Raw genomic sequence first — 21,458 nt, forward strand, 5'->3', positions numbered from 1 at the left:
CGTAGCCACGCGGCGCCATCGCTGACCACGCGGTTCGGCTCAGCGAGTCGGTTTAGGCGGCCCTAGCAACGTCGGCCAAACTCGTTCGCAGTCAATCTGGCTGTGGTGGTGGCTGATTCGTTGTTTTGCCCGGTACGGTCTCGGAGTGCCGATGAATCTGGCCTCCAAGACACAGGTAAAAGGCCACTACTTCCTGCGCCGACGGCTGGGATTTGCATTTCAGCGCCGGTCGGTCCGCATGCAGACCGATCGCATCCGCACGCAACGGCTGATGCTGATGATCTCGGCCTTGCTCGCTGCGCTGGTGATGGTCGGGGCGCTCGTGGTGGGCTGGCTCAGACCCGCGGGCTTGGTCAACGATTCGAAGATCGTCGCCGACCGCAAACTTGGCACGATCTTCGTTTCCGTGGACGGTCGGCTCCATCCGGCGCTGAATTTGATATCGGCGCGGCTGATTGCCGGGGAGCCCGCAGAGCCGACATTCGTCAGCCCCGACGACCTCGCCAAGTGGCCTCGGGGTCCGTTGGTCGGCATCGAAGGCGCCCCCACCGAGCCTCCTCGAGTGCTGACGCCAGAAGTGTCGCGCTGGGCAGTGTGCGACACCGCGTCGGAGTCGATGAGCGGCCGCCCCGTCATCACCGGGATCAACGGCGAGCTGACCATGGGGGACCGGGCGCGCGATGTCGGCAGCGATACCGCCGTGCTCGGCACATTCAATGGGCAGGCGTATGTGATCAACAACGGCGTGCGCATGCCGGTGGATCTGTCCGACCGGGCGGTGACGGATCCGATGGGCTTGGAGGATGCCGGCGCGCCGGTGCAGTTGTCGCAGGCCATGGTCGATGCCCTTCCTGCCGGGCGTCCGCTAACGGTGCCCGCGGTGCCGGGAGCCGGTGAACCCACCACGGTAAACCTGGGCACGCCTGCGCCTTTGGTCAACGGATCGGTAGTGGTGTCCCAGGACGTCGCCTCGGGCAACGATCAGTTCTACGTCGTCTTCGACGATGGCGTACAGCCGGTGTCGTCGGTCGTGGCGGCGATGCTGCGGCAACGCGATTCGTTCGGTGCCTCACAGCCGCCCCGCATCTCGCCGGACATCTTGGGTGACGTGCCGGTTCGAGAAGTACTCGACGTGACGGGCTATCCCGCCGAGCCACTCAAGGTAGTGGACTGGCGCGCCGACCCCGTGCTGTGCGTCGCATGGGAGCGTGGAGCAACGGACCGGCAAGCCCGCCAGCGTCTCGTGGTCGGTCGCGCCCTGCCGGTGACCGCGGAGCAGGAATCCCACCTGGTGCCCCTCGTCGTCGGGGCTGAGGACCAGGGCCGCTTAGCCGATCAAGTCCTCCTGTCCAACAGTGCGGCGACGTGGGTGTCAACGACCGGTGCAAGCGCTGACTCCACTCGCCGAGAAACACTGTGGCTGATCAGCGAGTCCGGCGCGCGCTACGGCGTCCCCTTCGATGATGAAGCGCTGCAGGGACTGGGGCTCAAGAACGAGGCGCCACGCCTTGCGCCGTGGCCACTGCTGAAGGTGTGGCCTGCGGGCCCCGAACTGTCTCGGCAGGCGGCGATGACGATGCACGACACGTTGGCCGGCTCGGCCCCGATCACCGAACAAGGACGGTAACGCAGATGGCGACAGTCAAGCCCCGCCAAGGCGCGGTGAAGGTGCCGCCCACGATGGGTGGCCGGGTATCAGTGGCGGAACCGCTGGAAGCTCCGCGTCCGATACCCCGAAGTAAGGCCGCGATCATCCTGCCGGTGGTCATGGGGGTTGCCTTCCTCGGCATCATGGCACTGATGCTTTCGCAGCCCGGTCTGCGCAGCGGGACGATGGGCATGATGACCCTGCTGTTCCCCATCATGATGATTATCTCGATGGGGTCCTACATGTTCACCAATCGTGGCGGCGGTGGTGACAAGCAGCTGACCGGGCCTCAGCTGGAGCAGGCGCCGCGACTACGCCATGAATCTCGATGAGACGCGTGAGGTCGTGCAGGATGCCGCCCGCGCTCAGCACGCTCAGTTCGAGTACCTACACCCGGAGCCGGCGCTGCTGTCCGGGTTGGTGGGATCGGCGCGGATGTGGTGCCGCACCCCCAATGACCCGGTGTTGAAGGTGTTCTACAGTCAGGTTCGCATGGGGTGGGGCACCTCGAAGGTGGTCAAGGAGTTGGAGACCAACGAGCTGGGCCGCCGGGAGGACTACGAGCCGGTCACCTATGACGCCTCGTCGGCGTTCCTGCAGACCCAAAGCAAGCTGCATAAGGCACCAAAGCCGTTGCTGCTGCGCAACACCGCTGGTATGGCGCTGATCGGCCGCGACGGCATGGACACGGTGTACGGGCTGGCGCGCGCCATGATCTGCCAAGCGGCTGTTGCTCATTCGCCCCGCGACTTCAAGATCATGATCGTCACCGACGACATTGCTCGCTGGGAATGGTGCAAGTGGCTGCCGCACTGCGCGCATCCGACGCAGCGCGACCGCGGCGGCCCCACCCGGATGGTGTGGTTGACCGGGGAGCAGATGGACGCGGCAGTAGGCACGGAGTTGCACGGCCGCGACGCCTTCCGCACGGGCGCCACCACGACACCGCACTGGCTGGTGATCGACGACCGCCGTCGCCGAGGCGATGATCGGCATTGGGAAACGATGACCCGCGCCAGCGGCGTGGCGGGGTGACGTTCGTGGCTCTCCGATGAGCCCGGCCGCGGTGTCGGATTCGAAGACACCAATACGTTCTGGGTCTCGCAGAATGAGGTTATCCATCGGGGCCAGTGGTTTTGCCGCCCCGACACCATGGATCTGGCCAGCGCGCGGGTGCTGGCGCGCAAGATGGCCCGCTACCGCGTCGAGGGCGAACGATCACGCAGCGTCATCGACGACGACGCCCTCGACGCCGATCTGTACAAGATCATAGGCATCGACGATCCAGGCAACCTGGATGTCGAGAAGCTCTGGGCGCCAACGTTGTCGGGTCCGCCCTTCGAGGGCAATCCGTGGGGCGCCAAGTGGATGCAGTTCCCGATCGGTGTGGATCCCAACGGAGCACCGGTCTATATCGACTTCAAAGAGACCCATGAGGGCGGCATGGGACACCACATGGTGATCGCCGGAACGACGGGCTCGGGCAAGTCCTCGTTTCTGACGACTCTGATCCTGTCTGCCGCGTTGACTCATTCACCGGAAACGCTGGTGTTCGCGTTCTTCGACTTCAAGGGCAAGACGACGGCCAACATGGTAGCCGGGCTCCCGAACGTCGTTGCCGCCATGGGCAACTTGAAGGACGATTCACTGTGGATCGAGCGCATGGGCGACGTCATCAACGGCGAACTGGAGCGCCGCAAGTCACTGCTCGACCGAGCCGGGATCAGCGAGGTGGCCGAGTACGAGTATCGCCGCATCCATCTCGGGCACCGCCTGGAGCCGCTGCCCGTGCTCATCATCGTCATCGATGAGTTCACGCAGATGTTCATCGAAGCACCCGACTCGAAGAAGATCGTCGATGAGATCGGCCGCCAGGGCCGCGCCTTGAACGTGAAGATGATCTTGGGGTCCCAGCGTCTCGGACACGAGATGCAGTCGGGCATCATGGCCAACATCCCGATCCGTGTGGGTCTGCGGACTCTGGACGCGGGTGAGTCGATGGCCATCATCGGAACCGACGAGGCCAAGCACCTTCCCGAAAAGCCCGCGGGCGCAGGTCTGTTGCGCGTGCAGGGTCGCGATCGGCTGGTGCGCTTCCAGTCCGCGTTCGCCCGCAAGGTTTACCACCCGCCGCGACGGGTGGTCGCCGAAGCGGTGCGCACCCAGGCGGGATACATGGCGCCGGAGGTGTTCACCGCCGCACCGATGGCAGCGATTCCCACCGCACCCAAGCTCGCGGCTGCCCCGGTGGAATCGACCGACACCGTGCTCGGCGCGGACGGTCAGCCGATCCGCGAGATCGAGGCCTCCATTAAGTCGCTCCGCGAGCAGACCAGAGTGCCTGTTCACCAGATGTGGCTTCCGCCGCTTGAGCCGGTCCCGGTCGGGGAGCTGGTGCGTCGTCTGCGGCGCAAGCCCTGGTACCAGGACTACGGACACACTGCGGGTCTGCAGTTCCCCATCGGGATGGAGGACCGACCCTTCCAGCACGCCCAGCGGGTGTACTCCCTGGATTTCTCCTCGGGCAATTGCGCAGTCATCGGCCAGCAGAGTTCCGGTAAGACCACCGCGTTGACGACGATCATTACCGGCGCCGCGATGATGTATCACCCGAAGCGCGTCCAGTTCGTGGTGATCGCCATGGGCGGTCCGCTTCTCAACGACGTCGAGGCCCTGCCCCACGTCAGCTCGTTCGCTCGGGCGGGGGACCGGGAGCGGGTGCAGCGCACGATCGCGGAGATGAAGTTACTGGTCGAGGAGCGCGAGGAGGCGTTCAGTCGACTTGGATTGACCATCGAGAGCTTCCGCGCCCGCAAGTTCGGCGGGGAGGCCGGCCCGGTACCGGATGACGCGTTCGGTGAGGTGTTTCTCGTCATCGACGGGTGGCAGCAGTTCCGGACGACTTTCGGTGAGGACATGATGTCCGAGCTTGGTGTGATCATGGAGCGCGGCAACAGCTTGGGCGTGCGCGCCATCGTCGCCGCGGCTGGCTGGATCGCCGGCGGATTCCCGTCCTGGATGTCGAACTCGTTCACCCTCAATGTTGAACTGTCGCTGGGCAGTCAAGACGATCCGTCGAAGAACAATCGCGATGTCGCCAAGAAGGTTCCCTTCGGTAAGCGTGAGCTGATCGCCGATCCCAACGACGAGAACGCCGAAACCGTGACCGAGACCATCAGCGGTCGCGGTACGTCGATGGCGGGCTACCACTTTCAGGCCGCATTGCCCGTCTTGTCCGCACCGGACGGCCGGACGATAGGCCCCCGCGAAGCCGCTGCGGTCATCACCGAAATGACCGGCATCGAGCAGGTCGCACGGGTCAGGATGCTGCCCAGCACGGTAGGTCTCGAGCAGGTGTTCGCCGCCCAACGCGACGCGCGCCCGGGACTGGTCCCGTTCGGCATCTCCGAGGTAGGCCTGGTGGCGGCGGAAGCCGACTTCAATCGGTCACCACATCTGCTGTTCATCGGCAATCCCGAGTGCGGCCTCTCCAACTCGCTGGCAGCGGTCGCACGATCGATCATGCGGTGCTACCGGCCTGAGGAGGCCCAGATCTATGTCGTCGACCCCGGCAACTCCTTAGTCAGAGTCGTTCAGGGCGAACACCTTGGGCGCTACATCGGCGAAGACGGGGTGGAATCCGAGGGCTACACCTACTACGAGGACGATGTGCGGGCGATGACCCGACACATCGACGCGCTGCTAGCTCCGCGAATGCCCCGCGGCCGAGCCGGGCAGGAAGAACTCGCCCAGGCCACGCGGTCGTGGTCGGGACCGGAGATCTTCGTCCTCGTCGACGACGAGCAGATCGTGGCGGGATGGAGCGCTGGTGCCAACATGTTCCGCGCCGATGGGAAGGGCCCCGCGGTGGAGGGATTGACCAAGTACATCGACCGCGCACGCGAGGTCGGGCTGCACCTTATCGTCGGACGGCGCTTCCCGTGGGGACCGGCCATGTCGTCCCCGCTTGCCGGCCGACTCATCGCACAGACCGCACCGACCGTCGTCTTGGACGGCGCGCGCATGGAGGGCGAGCTCATCAGAGGCGTGCGCGCAGCCAGGCAGCCGGTAGGTCGCGGCATCTACGTCACCGACCGGCTCTCTGCACCCGCCCAAATCGCAAAGGTCCTGCCCCTTGAGTGATCCGGGACAACGGCTCGGAGAGGTCGTGGACGCAGCAAGACTGGATTTGGGCTTGTCCAAGATGGACCTGGCCAAGGTCGCCAGAGTGGGGCGCTCCACCATCACCGACCTAATCAACCGCGGAAAGGTCCCCGGGCGGGAAGTCACGCGCGCCCGCATAGAAACCGCGCTCGGCTGGACTGCAGGCAGCTTCGGGACAGTCCTCGACGGCGCCGATCCGAAGCTGCGCTCAGATACCGAGTATCCGATGAGCGGGACCACGAAGGTCCTCGTGGAACAGCTTTCGCAAATCTCGCTGGAAGCCCACGCCGGGGCGGCGGCCGCGGAGACGCTCAGTAGGCGCCTAAGCGTGATTGGCGAGCTTGCGGAATCGGCAGCGCAGCTCGCGGCACGCACCCGCTAAAACAAGTGTCGAGACCATGGGCCAGTAGCGGGGATAATGACAAAGTGACGAAAAGTCCGCACTAAGAGCGGACAGCCGGCGAATACCAAAGTTGTTGAATGCCAATGTGGCTGCGCTGGTGGCAGCCCTTGGCGATCCGCTCTAGTCTCGGCTTATCAAGTTCCAAGGTCCTTAGGGGAGGCTCATCGTGACCTTTTTCGTCGATCCGGTCGGGGTTGCTGCTCAATCCGTAGCTGAAGCTACCGGGACAGCGACAACCGCCGGTGTTCTCACCGGTTCCGCGCCGGCCATGACCGCAGTCGTCCCGATGGGAAGTGAGGAGGTGTCGGCCCTCCTGACGACCGCCATCCAGGCGCACAACGCGCAGTTCCTCGCCCAGACCGGAGTCAACGTCGCGGATCGAGCGATGTTCGCCAGCGACGTCGCGATCTCCGGGGTGATGTCCACCGCGACCGAGGCGGTCAACCAAGCCTCGCTGCTGCTCTGAGAACATGCCGGTCCAATATTGGGGACTGACCCCGGAGGTCAATGCGATTCGGCTGACCACCGGGCCCGGGGCCGCGGCGATGGCACCTGTTCTGACTGGCTATCAGGCCGCCGGGATCACGCACATGCAGCAAGGTGCGCAAATGATGACCACGGCCGCCTCCACTGCCGCCAACAGCTGGTGGGGCCAGGGCGGTACTTCCATGACGGCGGCGGCTGTACCAAAGTCGGAGTGGCAGATCGAGGCCGGTGCTCACGCAGCGAAGGCGGGCGCGCTGATCGGCGAGGCCGCGGCGGCTCACTCTTGCGCGGTCGCCGCGACCATCCCGTACCCGGTGGTCGTCGCGAACCGCATCCGCGAGGCGACGCTGCAGGCCACCAACATCATCGGGCAGAACACGCCGGCCATCGTCGAAGCGGACGTCGAGTACGGCGAGTACTGGGCCCAGAATGCGACGGCCATGACCGGCTACGCCACCGCGGCGGCGGGGATCGCCTCCGGGCTCAGCGTCCCGTTGCGGCCACCGATGGCGACGGCGGGGAATCCCGCGGCTCTGGCCGCTGGGATGGCCAGCATGGGCGCTCAAGGGGTTCAGTCAGGCGTACAAGCATCCATGCAAGGGCTCAGCGCCCCGCTGCAGGCCGCCGGTCAGGCCGTCTCCTCGGCAGCTCCGGCGGCACTGTCGGCGGCCACCAGCGCCGGAACGGGACAATCGGGAGCACAGTCGGGTGGCGATGTCGGCACCACGGGTGCCCCGCAGCTGGGTCAGCCCGGCGGGAGCGAGCTGCTCGGGTCTAGCCAGTCGATGATGGGCATGGCAGCTCGCTGCCCCAGATGGCCCAGGGCATGACCCAACCTCTGTCCCAGCTCGCGCAAGCACCCCTGCAAATGGGTGCCAGCTCAGCGGCTTGATGGGATCGATGGGCGGCATGGGTGGCGGGCCCGGTGGCGGCCTGTCGGCCAGCTCGCCCGGCGCCAACCTGGCTTCGTCGATGAGTGGGGTCAACGGAGGGTTCGGCGCTGGCGGTGGACCGGTATCGGCGGCGCTGACCAAACCCGCTGGCACCGGCATGAGTAGCGGCACCATCGGCATGCCCTCGGCCTGGTGGGGCCCGGCCTCAGCGGCGGACGGCTCCGGGGCTACCGGGCAGAACAAGCCGACAGCAGCAGCGCGAGAGGGTATGCCGGCCATGGGATCTGGTGCACCCATGGGCTCTGGAATGCCCGGGATGATGCCAATGGGCGCGGCCCAGGCCGGACAGCGCCGCGACCAGGGCGCAGGCCGCAGCGAGGACGACACCTCGCTGTCGGTGGTCCTCGACGACGCTGAGGCGATCCCCATCCTGACCGCCAATGGTGTGGTCTACACCGACGGGGGAGGGTGATCGGCTCGCCGGCAACCGGCGCAACACATGACGACAACAACTCGCACACATCCCACGCGGGAAACGAAAGGAAGTGGACATGTTCCAGACCGACTCAACCAAGCTGCGCAACGCGGCAAGCAGCCTGGACGAAATCAAGAACCAGACGCTTAATGCGCTGGGTCGCTACGTCACGATGAACCAGGACCTCGGCGGTAGCGCATTCGTCGGTGTCGCCTCGGTGGCCTCGATGAAGACCACCGAAGAAGTCGCCACCACCGGCCGCAACGTGTCGGCGCGATTCGATCAGGTGATCCAGGCCATGCAGATCGGCGCCAATGAGTACGACCGCGTCGAGGCCGAGAACCAGGCCCAGCTGTCCAGCGTCGCCACCCAGGCGTAACCCACCCACCGACAACGAATTTCAAAAGGAGATCCCCATGGAGGGTATGCGGTACGACCACGCGAAGATGGCTGACCACGTGGCTGCGCAAGCCGGGTTGGTCGCCCATCTGAACGGCCTCAAGGACCAGGCGCTCAACACGCTTGCTCAGACCCAGGACTTCTGGACCGACAAGGGCGCCAACGCCTACGCCGAGGCCCAGCGCTCCATCGTCCAGGCCTACGAGCAGGTCTTCGAGACCATCAACCGGCACGGTCACGCGACCGGCGGGGCGTCGAGCAATACGTCGGTCGGCGACGCAGCGAACGCCGCCCGCTTCGTCGGCATCTGAGTAGGGACTGACCCCATGGGAGCGCAGCTGTCGACCAACTCCGAAGGACTGTGGCTGACAGCTGCGCTCTCTGGGGTCACCAGACTTCCCGCAGCACTGCGGGTCCGACCCGTGGGCGACACCGAAGCCATGCTGGCCTCCCATCCGGGCCTACCCGTTCTCGAGGAAGCGGGGGTGTGCCAGGGGCGCACACTAGATCCCGACGTACAGGAATGGCTTCTCACCCTGGGCCGCTGCGACATCGACGTGTCGATCAGGGTGACCCGACCGGTTGAGCGCGCCGAGCGCCTCACCGGCCCCCCCGAAATCTTTCAACCGCCGGCGGATCCGCTCAAAGAGCCACTCGCCGCTGCCGCCGCGCTACGCGAATGGCGCGCACACCAAGCAGCCGATCGCACAGCGGTCCTGTGCCGCCGAGACGGCAAATGGGTTGTCGCAGCGCGCGTCTGGCAGACCGGCGAGGAGCCCGTCGACGAGGTGACCATCAGCCCTCTGGAGGGCGAAACGACGCTGATCCAGGCCGTCAACGACCTACTCGGCGAGGAACTTCCGGCCGACTTCGAGGGCATCAACATCGAGGCTCAACGCCTGGAGCCGGTGCTGGGGAGCTGGCAATCCGACCCCCAGGGCTACGACGTGATCGGCGAGCTGCTGAAGTTGGGGCTGACCGCCCGCCAAGCTCGCGTCGTCGTCGCAGTCTCCGACACCGGCGCGGTACGAGCCGCCATCGGCGCCACCCAGTATTCACTCGATGGCCCGGAGTTTGCGGCCACCGGAGCGATGGTTGTCGACTCCCTGATGGGGCGAGTGGTCGTCTCCTCCAGCACCGGTGACGATCAGCAGCGCTGGACGATGCTGTTCCCCGGCACCGCGGCGCGCGTCGGACGCGCCGTCAGTGACGTCCTGCAGGCTCTGCCCAGCGGCACGGGCTGGGAGCGGCACCAAAGAAATCAGACATTTCACGCACGCTAATGTGCCTAACGTCGTGGACGCCTGAATTCTGAGATTGATAGCCTCTGTGCGACACAGATATTCACCGATTCGAGGAGCCTTCAATTGCTCCCCGGTGGAAGTCGGCAGGAGGGCGGGGCTAAATGACCGAGTCCAGAGATCAACGATTCTTCGACGCACTGAACAACGCCGGAGACGACGAAGACGACGACCCGACGATGGTTGTACCGAAGACTGCAAGGCCGGGTGGTGAAGCGCGGCCAGCAGCACCGACCGATCCGCCGCCAGGGCTTGCTGGAGATGAGTCGCAGGACGACCCGGCCAGCGGCAGGCACCACATCGACCTCCGAACGGCGCGGCCGGTGATGCATGGGGTCAGCCGGCGGGGGCGGCCGACTGGGGCCAGCCCGGGCAGCAGGCAGGATTTGACCCGCAGCCAGGGGCACCCATAGAGGCCCACGGTGTGGCCGATGCCTCACCCTCCGATCGTGCCCAGCAGCCCAAAGAATCCGCGGCACAGAACTTCACACCTCCGCAGGACTTCACGCCGCAGAACCTTCCACTCCCGACGAGGGAGCCGGTCGGCCCACCACAGAGCTTCCCGCAGTCGGTGAGCGAGCCGGTCGGCCCACCACAGAGCTTCCCGCACTCAGCGGAGCGGTTGCGCGAGACAGCGGAACCAGCGTGGCCGCCTCGCGGTCCGACCGACCAGGGTCGCGCGCCAGCACCGCCGCCGCCGTGGGAGCAGTCCCGGCCCAGCGGACAACAGTCGCCTCCCACAGGGAGCGCGGACTCGCAGGAGGCACCGGCGGCGCGGCCCGAGCCGCGCCCAGTCCCTCCGGAGGAGCGCACCCAATTCTTGTCGCGAGACATGCTGCGAGAGGCGCTGCCCCGCAATGCAACACCGCCTCCGTCTGCGGGTCGGCCCGGCCAAGGCGGTCCGCCGCGCCCCAGCGCAGGACAACGACCCAGCCAGCCGCCGGCGGGCTGGACCGGGCGGGGGCCGGAACTGCCGCCTGCAGAACCGAACGCCAGCGGACCGCGTCCGCCGGAATGGGACTGGTCCCAGAGTGGGGGAACTGGTGGCGCGGAACTGCGTAGCGAGCAGATCTCGGCCTCGGAGCTCAATGTCCCTCGGAAGATCCCGTCGTCGCGAGGGTGGCGAAAATGGCTCTACTACGGCACGTTCAAGCTCATCAACACCGGCGAGTCGCCAGACGAACAGTTGCTGCGCAACCTCGACGCCACGGTCGCCGGCCATCTGCGCGGCACGTACTCGATCGTCGTCCTGGGCGGCAAGGGAGGCGTGGGTAAGACCACCACCACCGCGGCAGTGGGGTCGACATTTGCCTCGCTGCGCAAGGACAAGACCATCGCCATCGACGCCAACCCCGACCGTGCATCGAACTTGGCCGACCGAATCGACCCCAGCGCGACGAACTCCTACAGAGACGTGCTGTTGGATCCGAATCTGCAGCGGTACAGCGATATTCGCTCATGTCGGACAGAACGACCCGCAGGTCTGGACGTCCTCGGCAACCGGCATCAAAGCGATCGCCAGCCATTGACGGCGCGAACCTATCTCGACACCCACGACCGGCTGCAGCGCTTCTACAGTGTGCTGATCAGCGACTCGGGCACCGACGTCGACCACCAGGTGATTCCCGGCTTGATGAGCCGGGCGGACGCGCTGATCATGGTGGCGTCGACGGCTCCTGACGGCGCCAAAGGTGCTGCCGAGCTGATGGACTGGGCGTATGAGGCTGGCTATCACCGCCTGCTTCAGCGCACCGTGGTCGTCATCAACGACGTGCGGGGGGAGAGCGGAAAGTCTCACCGCAAGTTGGTCGACTCGTTGGTGGAGAAGTTCTCCCGGTGGGTCGGCCAGCAGCGGGTGTTCGTGGTGCCGTTTGATCCTCACATCGCCTCGGCCGGGGTGATCAAGCTCAACGAGCTGCGTCCAGAGACTCGGCGACGGTTCTTGGAGATCACGGCCCAGGTGGCGTCCGGTTTCAACGCCAGCGAGGACCGCCGGTGAGCCCGGCCGAGCCCACCGCCCCGGCATTGTGCCGGGTGGCGCTTCTGGTGGGGGAGGACTTCGAGATCGACTACTCGCTGCCCGCTGGGGTGGCGCTGATCGCCGTCACCGAGGATCTGGTGGCGCGGGTCAACGAGGTACTCCGCGAACGGGGCCGCACGATGCTGGACCCCGAGCGGAGCTACCGGTTGTGCCGCGCTGACGCACAACCACTGGACCCGCAGAAGACGCTCGACGAGTGCGGCGTCCTCGACGGTGAGCAGCTGTGGTTGTTGCCGGCGGCCTCGGCCGAAACCTACGAACCTGTCACCGAAATGGTCTCGACCGCCATCGCTCGCGCGGCCAATCAGCTGCTGGCCACCCTGACCCCCGACGTCGGCCGCAAGGTCGTGGGCTGGCTCACCGCAGGGATCGTGGGGTGGGCCTGCCTCATCCTGGTGAACTGGTGGTGGAGCATCGGCGGCACGGACGCTCACTACGGCTGGATCGGCGCGGCCTCGGCCTCGGCACTTTTGTTGGCGCTGCTCGCGGCCGCCCGCGGGCTGAGCAAGGCCAACGCGGACACGGTTGCTGGCCGGGAGCGCCGCGCAACGGGTCACGCGCTGTCCTGGATCGCCCTCATCCCCGCCGCCGCCGCAGCGGCGATGTCGCTGCCGGGAACACCGGGGCTCTGGCATGTGGCCGCAGCGCTTGTCGCGGTCATCGTCGGCGTCATCGTGCTTGCGACGGTGTGGGGCGCCACATCGTGCCATCGCCGCGATGCTGACCGTGAGCGTGTTCGCCTTCGCTGCCGCCGTGGTGGCCGCCTCCACCTGGGAGGTCCGTCCAGAGCGCGTCGCGGTCATCGCCTTGATCGGGGTTATCGTGGCCGTCACCTGGGCCACGACCACGGCCGTCGCGGCATCGGGCGTGCCGACACCACTGTTTCCGTCCGTCACCAACCGCGGAGTGTTCGAGCGACTGCCCGGTCAGCCCGCCGACACGGTGTCACCAGTCGGGCCGACCGGGGTGGCCACCGCCGAGCAGGTGCGGGCATGGGTGATGCGCGGCAACAACACCATGACCGGAATGATGATCGGCCTGGCCGTGGTGACTCTGGTGGCCGCGCGTTACGCGGTGGTCCCCGGCCAGCCGGGCGGATGGCGCTACACCGCGTTCGTCGGCGCGGTCTGCGTGATCCTGGTGCTGCGATCGCGGTCCTTCGTCGACCGCTACCAGTCGGTCACGCTGATGATTGCTGGTGTAGGAGCAGCCGCGGTGGCAATCGGACGTTACGCCGCCAGTGATGCCACCAGCCTCAAGGTCGCGCTGGTCTGCGTCGGGGTCACCCTCGGCATCGCGGTCATGGGTTTGGTCACGGCGCTGGTTGTGCCCTTCCGCGAATACACCGCTCCGATGCGACGTTTCGTGGAGATCATCGAGTACGTGCTGCTGCTCGCGCTGCTGCCGTGGGCGTTGTGGCTGCTCAACCTGTACCCGGTGATCCGCAACGCCGTCAGGCACGGGATATGACCGGCACGCCCCTTGGTGCACGGATGCGGGCCGGTGCCGGTCTGGCGGGCACTGTCGCCCTGCTCGCCGCCACCAGCGTGGGGGCGAGCTGGGCGATCACACCACCGGTGGTCCCACCCGGCCCACCGCCAGCCGACCCCGCACCCGCCCCCGATCAGCCGATGAGACAGACCCGAGCCTGCACGCTGACCGGCGTCACCCCGGGCAGCGATCTGCGTGAGCTTCCCCCGGCGCTGGCGCTGCTGGACATGCCCGCGGCGTGGCAGGAGTCGACCGGAGCGGGGGTCGTCGTCGCCGTGATCGACACCGGGGTCGCACCGTCCCCGCGCTTGCCCCACCTCGTGGCAGGCGGCGATTACGTGATGGGTCAGTACGGCGACGGGCTGGCTGACTGCGACGGTCACGGCACCCTCGTCGCGTCGTTGATCGGCAGCGCACCCTCAGGGGCGCGGCTGCCGGTCCGCCCGGCAGGCGCTCAAGTCGCACCGCCGCCGCCGGCCGCGCCTGCGCCGCAACCGATCCCGCCGCCGCCTCCACCTCCCACGATCACCGTCACCAAGACAACCACCGAGCCGCCGCCACCGCCGCCGCCCGGGCCGCCGCCGGCGTGGGGGCCCGGGCCGCAGGTCCCGCAGGCACCGCAACTCCCGCTGCCACAGGTGCCGCCTCCCACCGGTGGCCCGGATGGTTTGATCGGGATCGCACCGGATGCGGTGATTTTGGGGATCCGCCAGAGTTCGCAGAATTACGGGTTAAAGGACCCTCGGCTCGATCAGGACCAGGAGCAGGCGCGCAGGACCGGTGACATCAACACGCTGGCACGGGCGATCGTGCATGCCGCCAACCTCGGCGCGCGGGTCATCAACATTTCGCTGGTGTCGTGCATTCCGGTGACCAAACCAGCCGATCAGGCGGTGCTGGGCGCTGCGCTGCGCTACGCCGCCGTTGATCGCGACGTGGTGATCGTTGCCGCAGCTGGCAATGCTGGCACCCAGGGCTGCACGCAGAACCCGCCACCGGCGACCGGAGCGTCGGGATGGGACGACGTGGTCACCATTGCCTCGCCAGCCTGGTTCGACGACTACGTGGTCGCCGTCTCGGCCACCGACAACTTCGGTGCCCCCTTGATGAGTCAGGCCGCGTCGCTGCATGGGCCGTGGGTGGATCTGGCCGCACCCGGATCCGACGTCGTGGGTCTGTCGACCTCGGGCAACGTCATCAACGCCTCGATCGACGAGGACAAGTTCAAGCCCCTCATCGGATCGTCCTTCTCAGCCGCCTACGTCTCTGGTGTCGCAGCCCTGGTGCGCGCGAAGTTTCCGCAGATGCCCGCCACCGAGGTCATCCACCGGCTCACCGCCACCGCACACGCTCCCGCCGGCGGACGGGACAACGTGATCGGTTACGGCGTGGTCGACCCGCTCGCGGCGCTGACGTGGGACGTTCCACCCCCACCGGCCAAGGCGCCGGTGCCCACCGAGGCGCCCTTGCACGTACCGCCACCGCCACCGCCACCGGATCCCCGGCCTGCTCGCATGCTGGCCGCTCAAATCGGGGCCGGGATGGTCGTGGTTGGCGCGGTGTTGTGGGGGACGACTGTCTGGCGAAGGAAGCATCAGCGATGAAGGAACGCACATGGAGTGCGCGAGCCGACCTTGGCGCCGCGCTGCCCACCGAAGTCCTGGCAGTGCTGGGCACCGCGATCGCCGTCGCCTTCGACGGGCCGTGGTGGGCGGGCGCGGCCGGCGGTGCTGTCGTGGGTCTGCTGCTGTTCGTGGTGACAGTGTCGCGGCTGACGCCGTGGCAGTGGCTCAAGCGGGCCATCGGGCGTCTGCGCCACAAGGAGCACCGCGTCGAGGCCGCAGAGTTCGTCGACGTCGACAGCGACGGGAAGCCCCTGGGTGTGCGCGTCGACGAGCACACGACGGTGACGATGGTCCATGTGTGGGGCGGCCTACATACCCACCCTGTTGCGACCGCAGGGCGCGGAGACTCCAAACACTCTGCCGCTGAGCGTGATCGCCGAGCAGATGCAGCGCTTCGGGCTCGGTGTGGACGTCGACGTGATCGCCCAGGGCCGCCGCACCTCCGGCGACAGCTACGGCCAGTTCTACGCCCAGCTCCTGGCTGACCGACCCGCGGCCGGACAACGCAGCACCATGCTGGTGATCCGCATGGACACCCGCTCACCCGACACCACCGCCGGGCTGATGTGGCGCACCGACACCGCGGCCGCGGTCGCGGCAGTAACCCGGCGCATCACGCGCGCGCTTCGCCAGAGTGGCTGCCGCGCAGAGCCGATGACGGCTGCCGACATGCGCCAGGCGGTCCTGGACATGCACGGTGGCAGCAAGGAAGACATCGAGAGCACCTACCGGGAAGGGTGGAAGGACCTCACCCACCGCGGGAATCACGTCACCAGTTACTACCTCAGCGCCGAGGACCTGACTGCCGAGCGGCTCGACGACATGTGGGCGATCTCCTCCGAGCACACGCTGCTGGCGCTGCACCTGCGCCGCTCGAGCGAGGGGATCACCGTATCGGCGACGGTGCGGTTCACCACCGCTCAACCGCTGCTGGCGCCTCCGGCGGTCATCCTCAACCGCTACAACGGTCGGCAATGGTGGGCGCTGTCCGCGCTGCTGCCCGGCGCTGACCGCATCAAGGACATGCCGACACGAACGTTGACCGCTGACCTGGACACCGCCGTGGCCATCGGCTCGTCCGGGGTGATGCTCGGCAAGGTCGACGACGCGTTCATGCTCATGCCGTTGCGCGACCCGGCCGGCCCCACCCGCATCGTCATCGACTCCGACGACGACCTGGCGGTCCGCCAGCTCATCCGCCGAGCCTCGGCCAGCGGCGAGTTCGTCGCGGCGTACGACCCCCCGCCGCCGCTGGACCATGGCCGCAGCGTCCTCGCGGATCTGGAACACCACCGATCTGCGCGCCCAACCGCCACGCCCACCAACGGTGGTGGTGCACAACGGGTCGGCCAATCCCTACCCCGGCGCACTGGTCAGCATCAGCGTGGGCGCAGGTCCTCGGTCGGTCGAGCCCGATGTCCGCATCACCCAGCGCAACGGACGAATCCGGGTCGAGACCGAACGATTCACCGCTCGCCTCGACGCGGTGGCGTTCCGCAACGAGCAGACATTTCTGAACTAGGTGAATGATGATGACCTAGTAGTAGGTTCCGTTGATGTGTGTCCGATTGTTGGACAACATCTTTGAGACACCGGTAACGCAGGAGCGACCCGGGACCCGACCTCGTCCAAGACCGTGGTCGAACGCCGGGTACAGCCCAGCCAGGGCATCTGAGGTGGAGTACGTCTACAACGTGATGGTGCGCAGGCACTTCAACTTCCCGAACAACGACGCACTCGGATATGGCTGGGGTATCTGCGACAAGCTCGGCCGGGCGTTCCATCCCCGGTGGTCATGGGCAACGTGAGCGCGAGGTCTTCCCCAACGACGAGCAAGCGGCCAACTACGTCGTGTCCTACGCGGTCGCCATACTCTGTCCAGCTCAGATCTGGCAGCTGCGCCCTCGGCCGCAGGCTACGTACCGTCAGGATGACCCGACGAGTCGCCGATCAGTGCCGAGTTGGTCGAATGCAGGTCCGCAGGTCGTCCGAGATCGCCGATAGGAGTCCGTCCTGGCAGTGTTTAACGACCCACCGATCGTTTGACTTCGCCTCGGTTTGAGGAGACTCGACGCAATGGGGTGGGTAGCTACGCGAGTACTACCGTGGCTGCGATCGCATGCGGGTCATATCAATCGCCGATTCGCGTTTGCTGATCCAATTTTTGACGCTACGCTCGCAGCACCATTTTGGGGAGATCGTCAAAGGGGGGAGAGTTCGACTCGATGATTGCCATCGTCGATACCGTCGATGATGCCGTCGACGCACTTCTCGGTCACCAGCCTTCCAAGGTGAAGACCGCCAGTAGGATCGAATCTCTTGGCCTCGGTCCGATTATGCAATCGGCTCCGTCGATAAACTTGCGGTGAAACTGACGGTGAACCAGGACGATTCAGGGTCTCCGGCGGCGTAGGGCCCGAACCAGCCGCTCCCTCTATCTATCACCTGTGGAGGACAGCCGACGCCGCCGAAACACCGCGTATCGCCGCGCAGCTGCGGGTACCGGGGGCCTTAGCGCTGCGATGCCGCTATGAGCTGCTTGTCGGCGGTAGCACCGTGGGCGCGCCGAGCGCTCTATTCGACATCACCGAGGAGCAGTGGCGAACCGAGTTGAATATCTTTGACCGTGCTGAACGCGCGCTGCAGTCCGGCGACTCGACCTCAGCTCGGGATTCGTTCGCGGAGGTGATCGATTCTCATGATCGGCAGCGACATCCCTTGCCGGCTATCGACGCTCGGATCGGGATGGGTGACGTCGACCGCCAAGACGAGCGCATCTCGCCGGCGCTGCGCCATTATGCTGCGGCCCTGAACGACGCGCGCGAATGCGGATACCAGTATGGGCAAGTGCGCGCAGCGATACCGCTTGGGTATCTGCATCTACGAGTCGGCAGCGCCGAAGCGCTCGCGAAGAATTTCTCGCCGCAGAAGAGCTTGCTCGCCAACATGACTGGAGATTGGACCGCGCAAACGCGTCGGCCGGTCTCGGAGAAGCCACCATCTCCTCAACGAACCCGTCAAAGCTTTCAAAGCGCTGCTGAACGCGCTCTCAATGTACGAGGCGCTCGGATCACGCGAAGGTATCGCCAATGCGACAGTGCAGTTAGGCGAGACGTGTCGCCGTCGCGGATGGCTGGAGGACGCCAAGGTTGGTATCGACAGGCTGTCGATGCTGCGGCCGGACTTCCTGTCGCGCTGACCAATGCCTGGGATGGGCTCGGGAAGCGCACCTCGCCGATGGTGATCGCGAAGCGGCGGTCGCTGCCCACACGACTGCGCTGTCGACCGCCGGGCCCAACTATCCGCGAGGAAGGGCGCATGCGATACATGGGTTGGCTCGGTGCGCGGCTAACGCCAAAACCTGGCGTTCGGCGATTCCGCACTACACCGACGCGGCTGAGTTGTACCGAGAAATCAACGACCTCACAAGCGCGGCCAGCGCCGAGTCCGGACTGGCGCGATGCTATGAGTTGGGCGACATCAAGCAGGGATTGCGCCACCGACTCGCCGCGGTCGGACATGTCGAGACTGCCCGTGCGTCGCAGGCCGCCCATGCGCAGCAGGAGAGTACTTCGCGAGATTCAGCACCGCCCATGAGATGGCCTTACGTGCAGCGGTGATGGCAGGCGACCCTGCCGCGTTCGTCGCGGTGTTCGAGTCAATTGCGGGCCGTCGCCTTGCGGGCCTGATTGCCAACATTCCAGAGGGTTTCTACGGGCCGCAAGGGTTGGGGCGACTTCGTGTTAGAGGCCGAATCTCCGGTCAATCGCAGGCGATTGCTCACGCGCACGCTTAACGACGTCGGTCTGCGGCGAGACGCGACCGGCACTCGCCGAGACGAGTTCGACGAATCTCTTGCAGGCTTGTATACGCCGTTCGATCCCAACCATGTGGATGAACTATGGACTCGCGTCGAGACGGGCGAGGCATACGTATTACTCGTCGTCGTCTTGCACAAGCTCGAAGCCCTCGCCTGGTTCCTCAGGCCACCGCAAGCTGGCTTGGTGCATATCGGGCTGACCGACCTTTCAAATACCGTCACTGAGCTGGTCGGTTCGCTGCATTCGGCGGGGCTGCCGCTCGATGCTCTCTAACGACGTCGCCGCGCTCAGCGTCATCATGCCAAACGAGGCGCTCGAATTGGTCGAACGCGATGTGCCCTTAGTGATTGTGCCCGCGGGCCAGCTGTGGGCTGTGCCGTGGACCGCGGTTCCGGTTTCGGTTTCGGAATACCTCGGCGAGCGCAACCCGCTGTCGGTCGCCCCCTCCTTGACGGCCGTGGCCCACAGCTGCGGCGGGCTTCGCGATCCCGCTGGACCGACCACGGCACATTGGCGCAGTCCACTGGTCAGTCAACACCGCCTCAATGTCTACGCCGGGCGGGCTGGATCGACCCGAGCGTTGACGACTGCCGCCGATTGCCGATCGGCGATCCTGCACGCCGAACACGATCTCGTTGTCGTGCTCTCCACGGTCGGCCAGTGGGAGATCTGATGCATTGTCTGGAACTTGACGAACACGTCGCGCTGACTCCCGCCGACTTGATGCGTGCCGAGCCACCACCGGCCCTGGCATTGATCGCGTGCTGGGGGGCACATTCCCCGGGGCAAGGGTGGGGTGACCCGTTGTCGATCGCCACCCTCGCGTTAGCGCGGAACAGCCGCAGGATCGCCGCCACAGTTTCGGAGCTGCTCGACGACGCTGCCAGTTCCCGTTTCGTCAACATGTTCCTCGATTACGCTCAGGCGCAACCGATGCCGCAGGCACTTCAACGGGCGACCCAGCGCTGGATGTCGCACCCCGGCTATCGCAACGGCTACCTATCGCGGTGGGCGCCGCTTGTCGTTGTAGGCACATGGTGAAAGGACATTGATGACCGCACTTCCCAATTACGAGACAGACAATCCGAGCGCATACGAGTGGACGGACAAGGCGTTCGATTTGCTCGTTGCGACGAAACTGCGTGCCTCGATCGTGAAGCGCCCCGGCGGGGTCCATGTCGCTGAAGCCCGCGGCGACTGCCCGCGTTGCGAACACGACGTTGACTTCTCCCAACAACTCAGCGCCCCGTTGCCGGGTAAGTCCGGGGCTGGGTCGAAGCATCATTACCCTGCCGGCACCCGCCGAATACGCAATTATTGACGTGCGCTGCGACTGCAACGGTTCCCATCCCGGCCGACCGGAGGTGCACCGCGGCTGCGGTGTCATTTTCTCGGTTGAGGTGCTGCGACCGTGACCGCAGCCACTCCACCGCCCTATCGGAAACCCGTCGAAGGACCGGGGGCAGCAAGCCGAGTCAACATGGAGCAATGGGACGCACTCGTCGACAGCAGCATCGAACGTGCCACCGCCACCGCGGAAAAGTGGCGCACCGGGCTCGCCGCCTTCGTCACCGTGGTCACCTCAGTGCTGCTGTTAAAGGGTCCTGACGCCCAGAAGATCGCTCTCCGGAATCTCGCCGTCGTCATCCCGCTGGTTGCCGGAGCCGGCCTGATGATCCTGGGCCTGTGGCGGGCACTGGAAGCCAGCGCCCCAGCCTGACAACCGTTGACTACACGTCGGTTGTGGCACCTACAGGACGGTGCGTGCTTATCTGGTTGCCGCCGCCACCGCGGTGGCGGCGCAGGTGGACAAAGCGAAGTTCTGGGTGGCGTGGGCCTTGGTCGCCTTCGCCTTCGGGATCGTTGCCTGGTGGCTCGTCCCGATAAAGGAAGACGCACCGAAACCCCTCATGACGGTGACTGACCATCGAGGCATCGTGGTGGCTTGTGGCACCTTCGTCGAGTCAAAAACAACACCATCACGCTGCGTCCGAGGGGACCGATACCACGGTCACAGCCGTGTTGCGTGATGTTAGCGCCATTGCCGTCGCGGACAAGTGCGGTGAAAGCAGCGACGGCGGGTGAGCCTCTCTGTGCGCCGAAGTCGTGGGCAGCCAACGGCGAGTCTTGAAGGCGACGAGTTGGGCGTTATCGGCGAAACCGCCGCGTCCCTGCAGAAGAAGTCGTGGTGACGAACAGACCGGCGCGAGACTCGCCCACGGGTCCCGATCCGAGTCAAGATCTGGCTGGAATGCCCGGGCCGGCCGCTCACTTCGTTGTCTGCTGGGCGGCCCTGTATTCGGCGCGCACGCGGTCGTAGTCTTCGTCGGTCAGCGAGACGAGGTGGGTCACGGCGGCTGGTGACCACGCATACGAGACCCCCTTGCTGTGTTTCCAGGCATACGTCTCTTTGCTGCGCAGGTCTTCCTTCCAGGAGAGCACCTGATGGTCGTAGGTGGTGAGCGTGCGGCCTTTTCGTTTGGCGTTCACCCGATCCAGCAGCTCCTTCAAGCTGAAGGGGTGTGTGACGTTCGGGTCGGTTTTTTTCACCACGACCTGTCCGGTTGCGTCCGGGGACACCGCGACGACGAGATCAGCGCTGGTCATCTTCTTCACCGACCGTAGATTGATGTCGTAGATAGTCGCGATTCGGGCGACGTCACCGCCGGCGGTCTCTACCGCATCCATCATGGAGCGCAGCTCCTGATGAA

The 21,458-nt window shown here is 66.0% G+C and carries 23 protein-coding genes and 1 pseudogene; 22 read left to right on the forward strand and 2 right to left on the reverse strand.

Going from position 1 to position 21,458, the window contains the following annotated elements; genetic code table 11:
* The first annotated feature begins 151 nt into the window (after positions 1–151).
* The 15 genes and pseudogenes from eccB (at position 152) to mycP (ending at position 14,905) form a co-directional block, all read left to right on the forward strand.
* Complete coding sequence (gene eccB, locus G6N61_RS01515) at positions 152–1,627, forward strand: type VII secretion protein EccB (RefSeq protein ID WP_163916646.1); 1,476 nt, start codon at positions 152–154, stop codon at positions 1,625–1,627.
* A gap of 5 nt (positions 1,628–1,632) precedes the next feature.
* Positions 1,633–1,980, forward strand: coding sequence for a hypothetical protein (locus G6N61_RS30635; protein ID WP_235887099.1), 348 nt, complete (start codon positions 1,633–1,635; stop codon positions 1,978–1,980).
* The gene (locus G6N61_RS30640; RefSeq protein ID WP_235887100.1) at positions 1,967–2,683 is read left to right on the forward strand and encodes a hypothetical protein; all 717 of its coding nucleotides are present in this window, start codon (positions 1,967–1,969) and stop codon (positions 2,681–2,683) included. The genes G6N61_RS30635 and G6N61_RS30640 overlap by 14 nt, the downstream gene beginning before the upstream one ends.
* 117 nt (positions 2,684–2,800) lie before the next feature.
* Complete coding sequence (gene eccCb / locus G6N61_RS01520) at positions 2,801–5,791, forward strand: type VII secretion protein EccCb (RefSeq protein WP_235887101.1); 2,991 nt, start codon at positions 2,801–2,803, stop codon at positions 5,789–5,791.
* Positions 5,792–5,852: 61 nt separating this feature from the next.
* The gene (locus G6N61_RS01525) at positions 5,853–6,194 is read left to right on the forward strand and encodes an XRE family transcriptional regulator (protein WP_235887137.1); all 342 of its coding nucleotides are present in this window, start codon (positions 5,853–5,855) and stop codon (positions 6,192–6,194) included.
* A 187-nt stretch (positions 6,195–6,381) separates the two neighbouring features.
* Complete coding sequence (locus tag G6N61_RS01530; protein WP_163916565.1) at positions 6,382–6,681, forward strand: PE domain-containing protein; 300 nt, start codon at positions 6,382–6,384, stop codon at positions 6,679–6,681.
* Between the two features lie 4 nt (positions 6,682–6,685).
* Positions 6,686–7,531: a PPE family protein gene (locus tag G6N61_RS30645; RefSeq protein WP_456152509.1), complete on the forward strand. Its 846-nt coding sequence runs from the start codon at positions 6,686–6,688 to the stop codon at positions 7,529–7,531.
* A gap of 70 nt (positions 7,532–7,601) precedes the next feature.
* On the forward strand, positions 7,602–8,066 hold the full coding sequence (locus tag G6N61_RS30650) for a hypothetical protein (RefSeq protein WP_235887102.1): 465 nt from the start codon (positions 7,602–7,604) through the stop codon (positions 8,064–8,066).
* A gap of 79 nt (positions 8,067–8,145) precedes the next feature.
* Entirely contained in the window at positions 8,146–8,448 is a 303-nt protein-coding gene (locus G6N61_RS01540; protein WP_163916032.1) for a hypothetical protein, read from the forward strand.
* Between the two features lie 37 nt (positions 8,449–8,485).
* The gene (locus tag G6N61_RS01545; RefSeq protein ID WP_163916034.1) at positions 8,486–8,779 is read left to right on the forward strand and encodes a WXG100 family type VII secretion target; all 294 of its coding nucleotides are present in this window, start codon (positions 8,486–8,488) and stop codon (positions 8,777–8,779) included.
* Between the two features lie 15 nt (positions 8,780–8,794).
* Complete coding sequence (locus G6N61_RS01550) at positions 8,795–9,751, forward strand: ESX secretion-associated protein EspG (RefSeq protein ID WP_163916567.1); 957 nt, start codon at positions 8,795–8,797, stop codon at positions 9,749–9,751.
* An 850-nt stretch (positions 9,752–10,601) separates the two neighbouring features.
* Positions 10,602–11,768 carry a MinD/ParA family ATP-binding protein gene (locus G6N61_RS01555; RefSeq protein WP_163916648.1) on the forward strand — a complete coding sequence of 389 codons (1,167 nt, stop codon included), beginning with the start codon at positions 10,602–10,604 and terminating at the stop codon, positions 11,766–11,768.
* A 47-nt stretch (positions 11,769–11,815) separates the two neighbouring features.
* Positions 11,816–11,980 (forward strand): annotated as a pseudogene (locus tag G6N61_RS30655) (type VII secretion integral membrane protein EccD); the annotation flags it as partial.
* A 547-nt stretch (positions 11,981–12,527) separates the two neighbouring features.
* The gene (eccD, locus tag G6N61_RS30660) at positions 12,528–13,280 is read left to right on the forward strand and encodes a type VII secretion integral membrane protein EccD (RefSeq protein ID WP_235887103.1); all 753 of its coding nucleotides are present in this window, start codon (positions 12,528–12,530) and stop codon (positions 13,278–13,280) included.
* Positions 13,277–14,905 carry a type VII secretion-associated serine protease mycosin gene (gene mycP, locus G6N61_RS01565; protein WP_163916570.1) on the forward strand — a complete coding sequence of 543 codons (1,629 nt, stop codon included), beginning with the start codon at positions 13,277–13,279 and terminating at the stop codon, positions 14,903–14,905. Before eccD ends, mycP begins: the two co-directional genes overlap by 4 nt.
* Here the strand turns inward: mycP and G6N61_RS30665 are convergent.
* Positions 14,896–15,222 carry a hypothetical protein gene (locus G6N61_RS30665; RefSeq protein ID WP_235887104.1) on the reverse strand — a complete coding sequence of 109 codons (327 nt, stop codon included), beginning with the start codon at positions 15,220–15,222 and terminating at the stop codon, positions 14,896–14,898. The two genes, mycP and G6N61_RS30665, sit on opposite strands and share 10 nt — an antisense overlap.
* On the opposite strand from G6N61_RS30665, the gene eccE reads away from it, so the two are divergent.
* The 7 genes from eccE to G6N61_RS01595 all read left to right on the forward strand — a co-directional run bounded on the left by eccE (position 15,221) and on the right by G6N61_RS01595 (position 20,467).
* A complete protein-coding gene (gene eccE, locus G6N61_RS01570) occupies positions 15,221–16,456 on the forward strand; it encodes a type VII secretion protein EccE (protein WP_235887105.1) in 1,236 nt (411 codons plus the stop codon). The genes G6N61_RS30665 and eccE overlap by 2 nt on opposite strands.
* 146 nt (positions 16,457–16,602) lie before the next feature.
* Complete coding sequence (locus G6N61_RS31075; protein WP_268968284.1) at positions 16,603–16,734, forward strand: hypothetical protein; 132 nt, start codon at positions 16,603–16,605, stop codon at positions 16,732–16,734.
* Between the two features lie 1,932 nt (positions 16,735–18,666).
* Positions 18,667–19,020: a hypothetical protein gene (locus G6N61_RS01575; protein ID WP_163916572.1), complete on the forward strand. Its 354-nt coding sequence runs from the start codon at positions 18,667–18,669 to the stop codon at positions 19,018–19,020.
* On the forward strand, positions 19,010–19,420 hold the full coding sequence (locus tag G6N61_RS01580; RefSeq protein WP_163916574.1) for a CHAT domain-containing protein: 411 nt from the start codon (positions 19,010–19,012) through the stop codon (positions 19,418–19,420). The genes G6N61_RS01575 and G6N61_RS01580 overlap by 11 nt, the downstream gene beginning before the upstream one ends.
* Entirely contained in the window at positions 19,408–19,788 is a 381-nt protein-coding gene (locus G6N61_RS01585; RefSeq protein ID WP_163916576.1) for a hypothetical protein, read from the forward strand. The genes G6N61_RS01580 and G6N61_RS01585 overlap by 13 nt, the downstream gene beginning before the upstream one ends.
* A 10-nt stretch (positions 19,789–19,798) precedes the next feature.
* Positions 19,799–20,068: a tumor necrosis factor receptor family protein gene (locus G6N61_RS01590; RefSeq protein ID WP_163916578.1), complete on the forward strand. Its 270-nt coding sequence runs from the start codon at positions 19,799–19,801 to the stop codon at positions 20,066–20,068.
* Between the two features lie 90 nt (positions 20,069–20,158).
* Positions 20,159–20,467, forward strand: a complete 309-nt coding sequence (locus tag G6N61_RS01595) for a hypothetical protein (RefSeq protein WP_163916581.1) — start codon at positions 20,159–20,161, stop codon at positions 20,465–20,467.
* A 548-nt stretch (positions 20,468–21,015) separates the two neighbouring features.
* Here G6N61_RS01595 and G6N61_RS01600 read toward each other — a convergent pair.
* Positions 21,016–21,438 carry a hypothetical protein gene (locus G6N61_RS01600; RefSeq protein WP_235887106.1) on the reverse strand — a complete coding sequence of 141 codons (423 nt, stop codon included), beginning with the start codon at positions 21,436–21,438 and terminating at the stop codon, positions 21,016–21,018.
* Positions 21,439–21,458 lie beyond the last annotated feature (20 nt).

This window comes from Mycolicibacterium arabiense (assembly GCF_010731815.2).
In the GTDB taxonomy this organism is placed as follows: Bacteria; Actinomycetota; Actinomycetes; order Mycobacteriales; family Mycobacteriaceae; genus Mycobacterium; species Mycobacterium arabiense.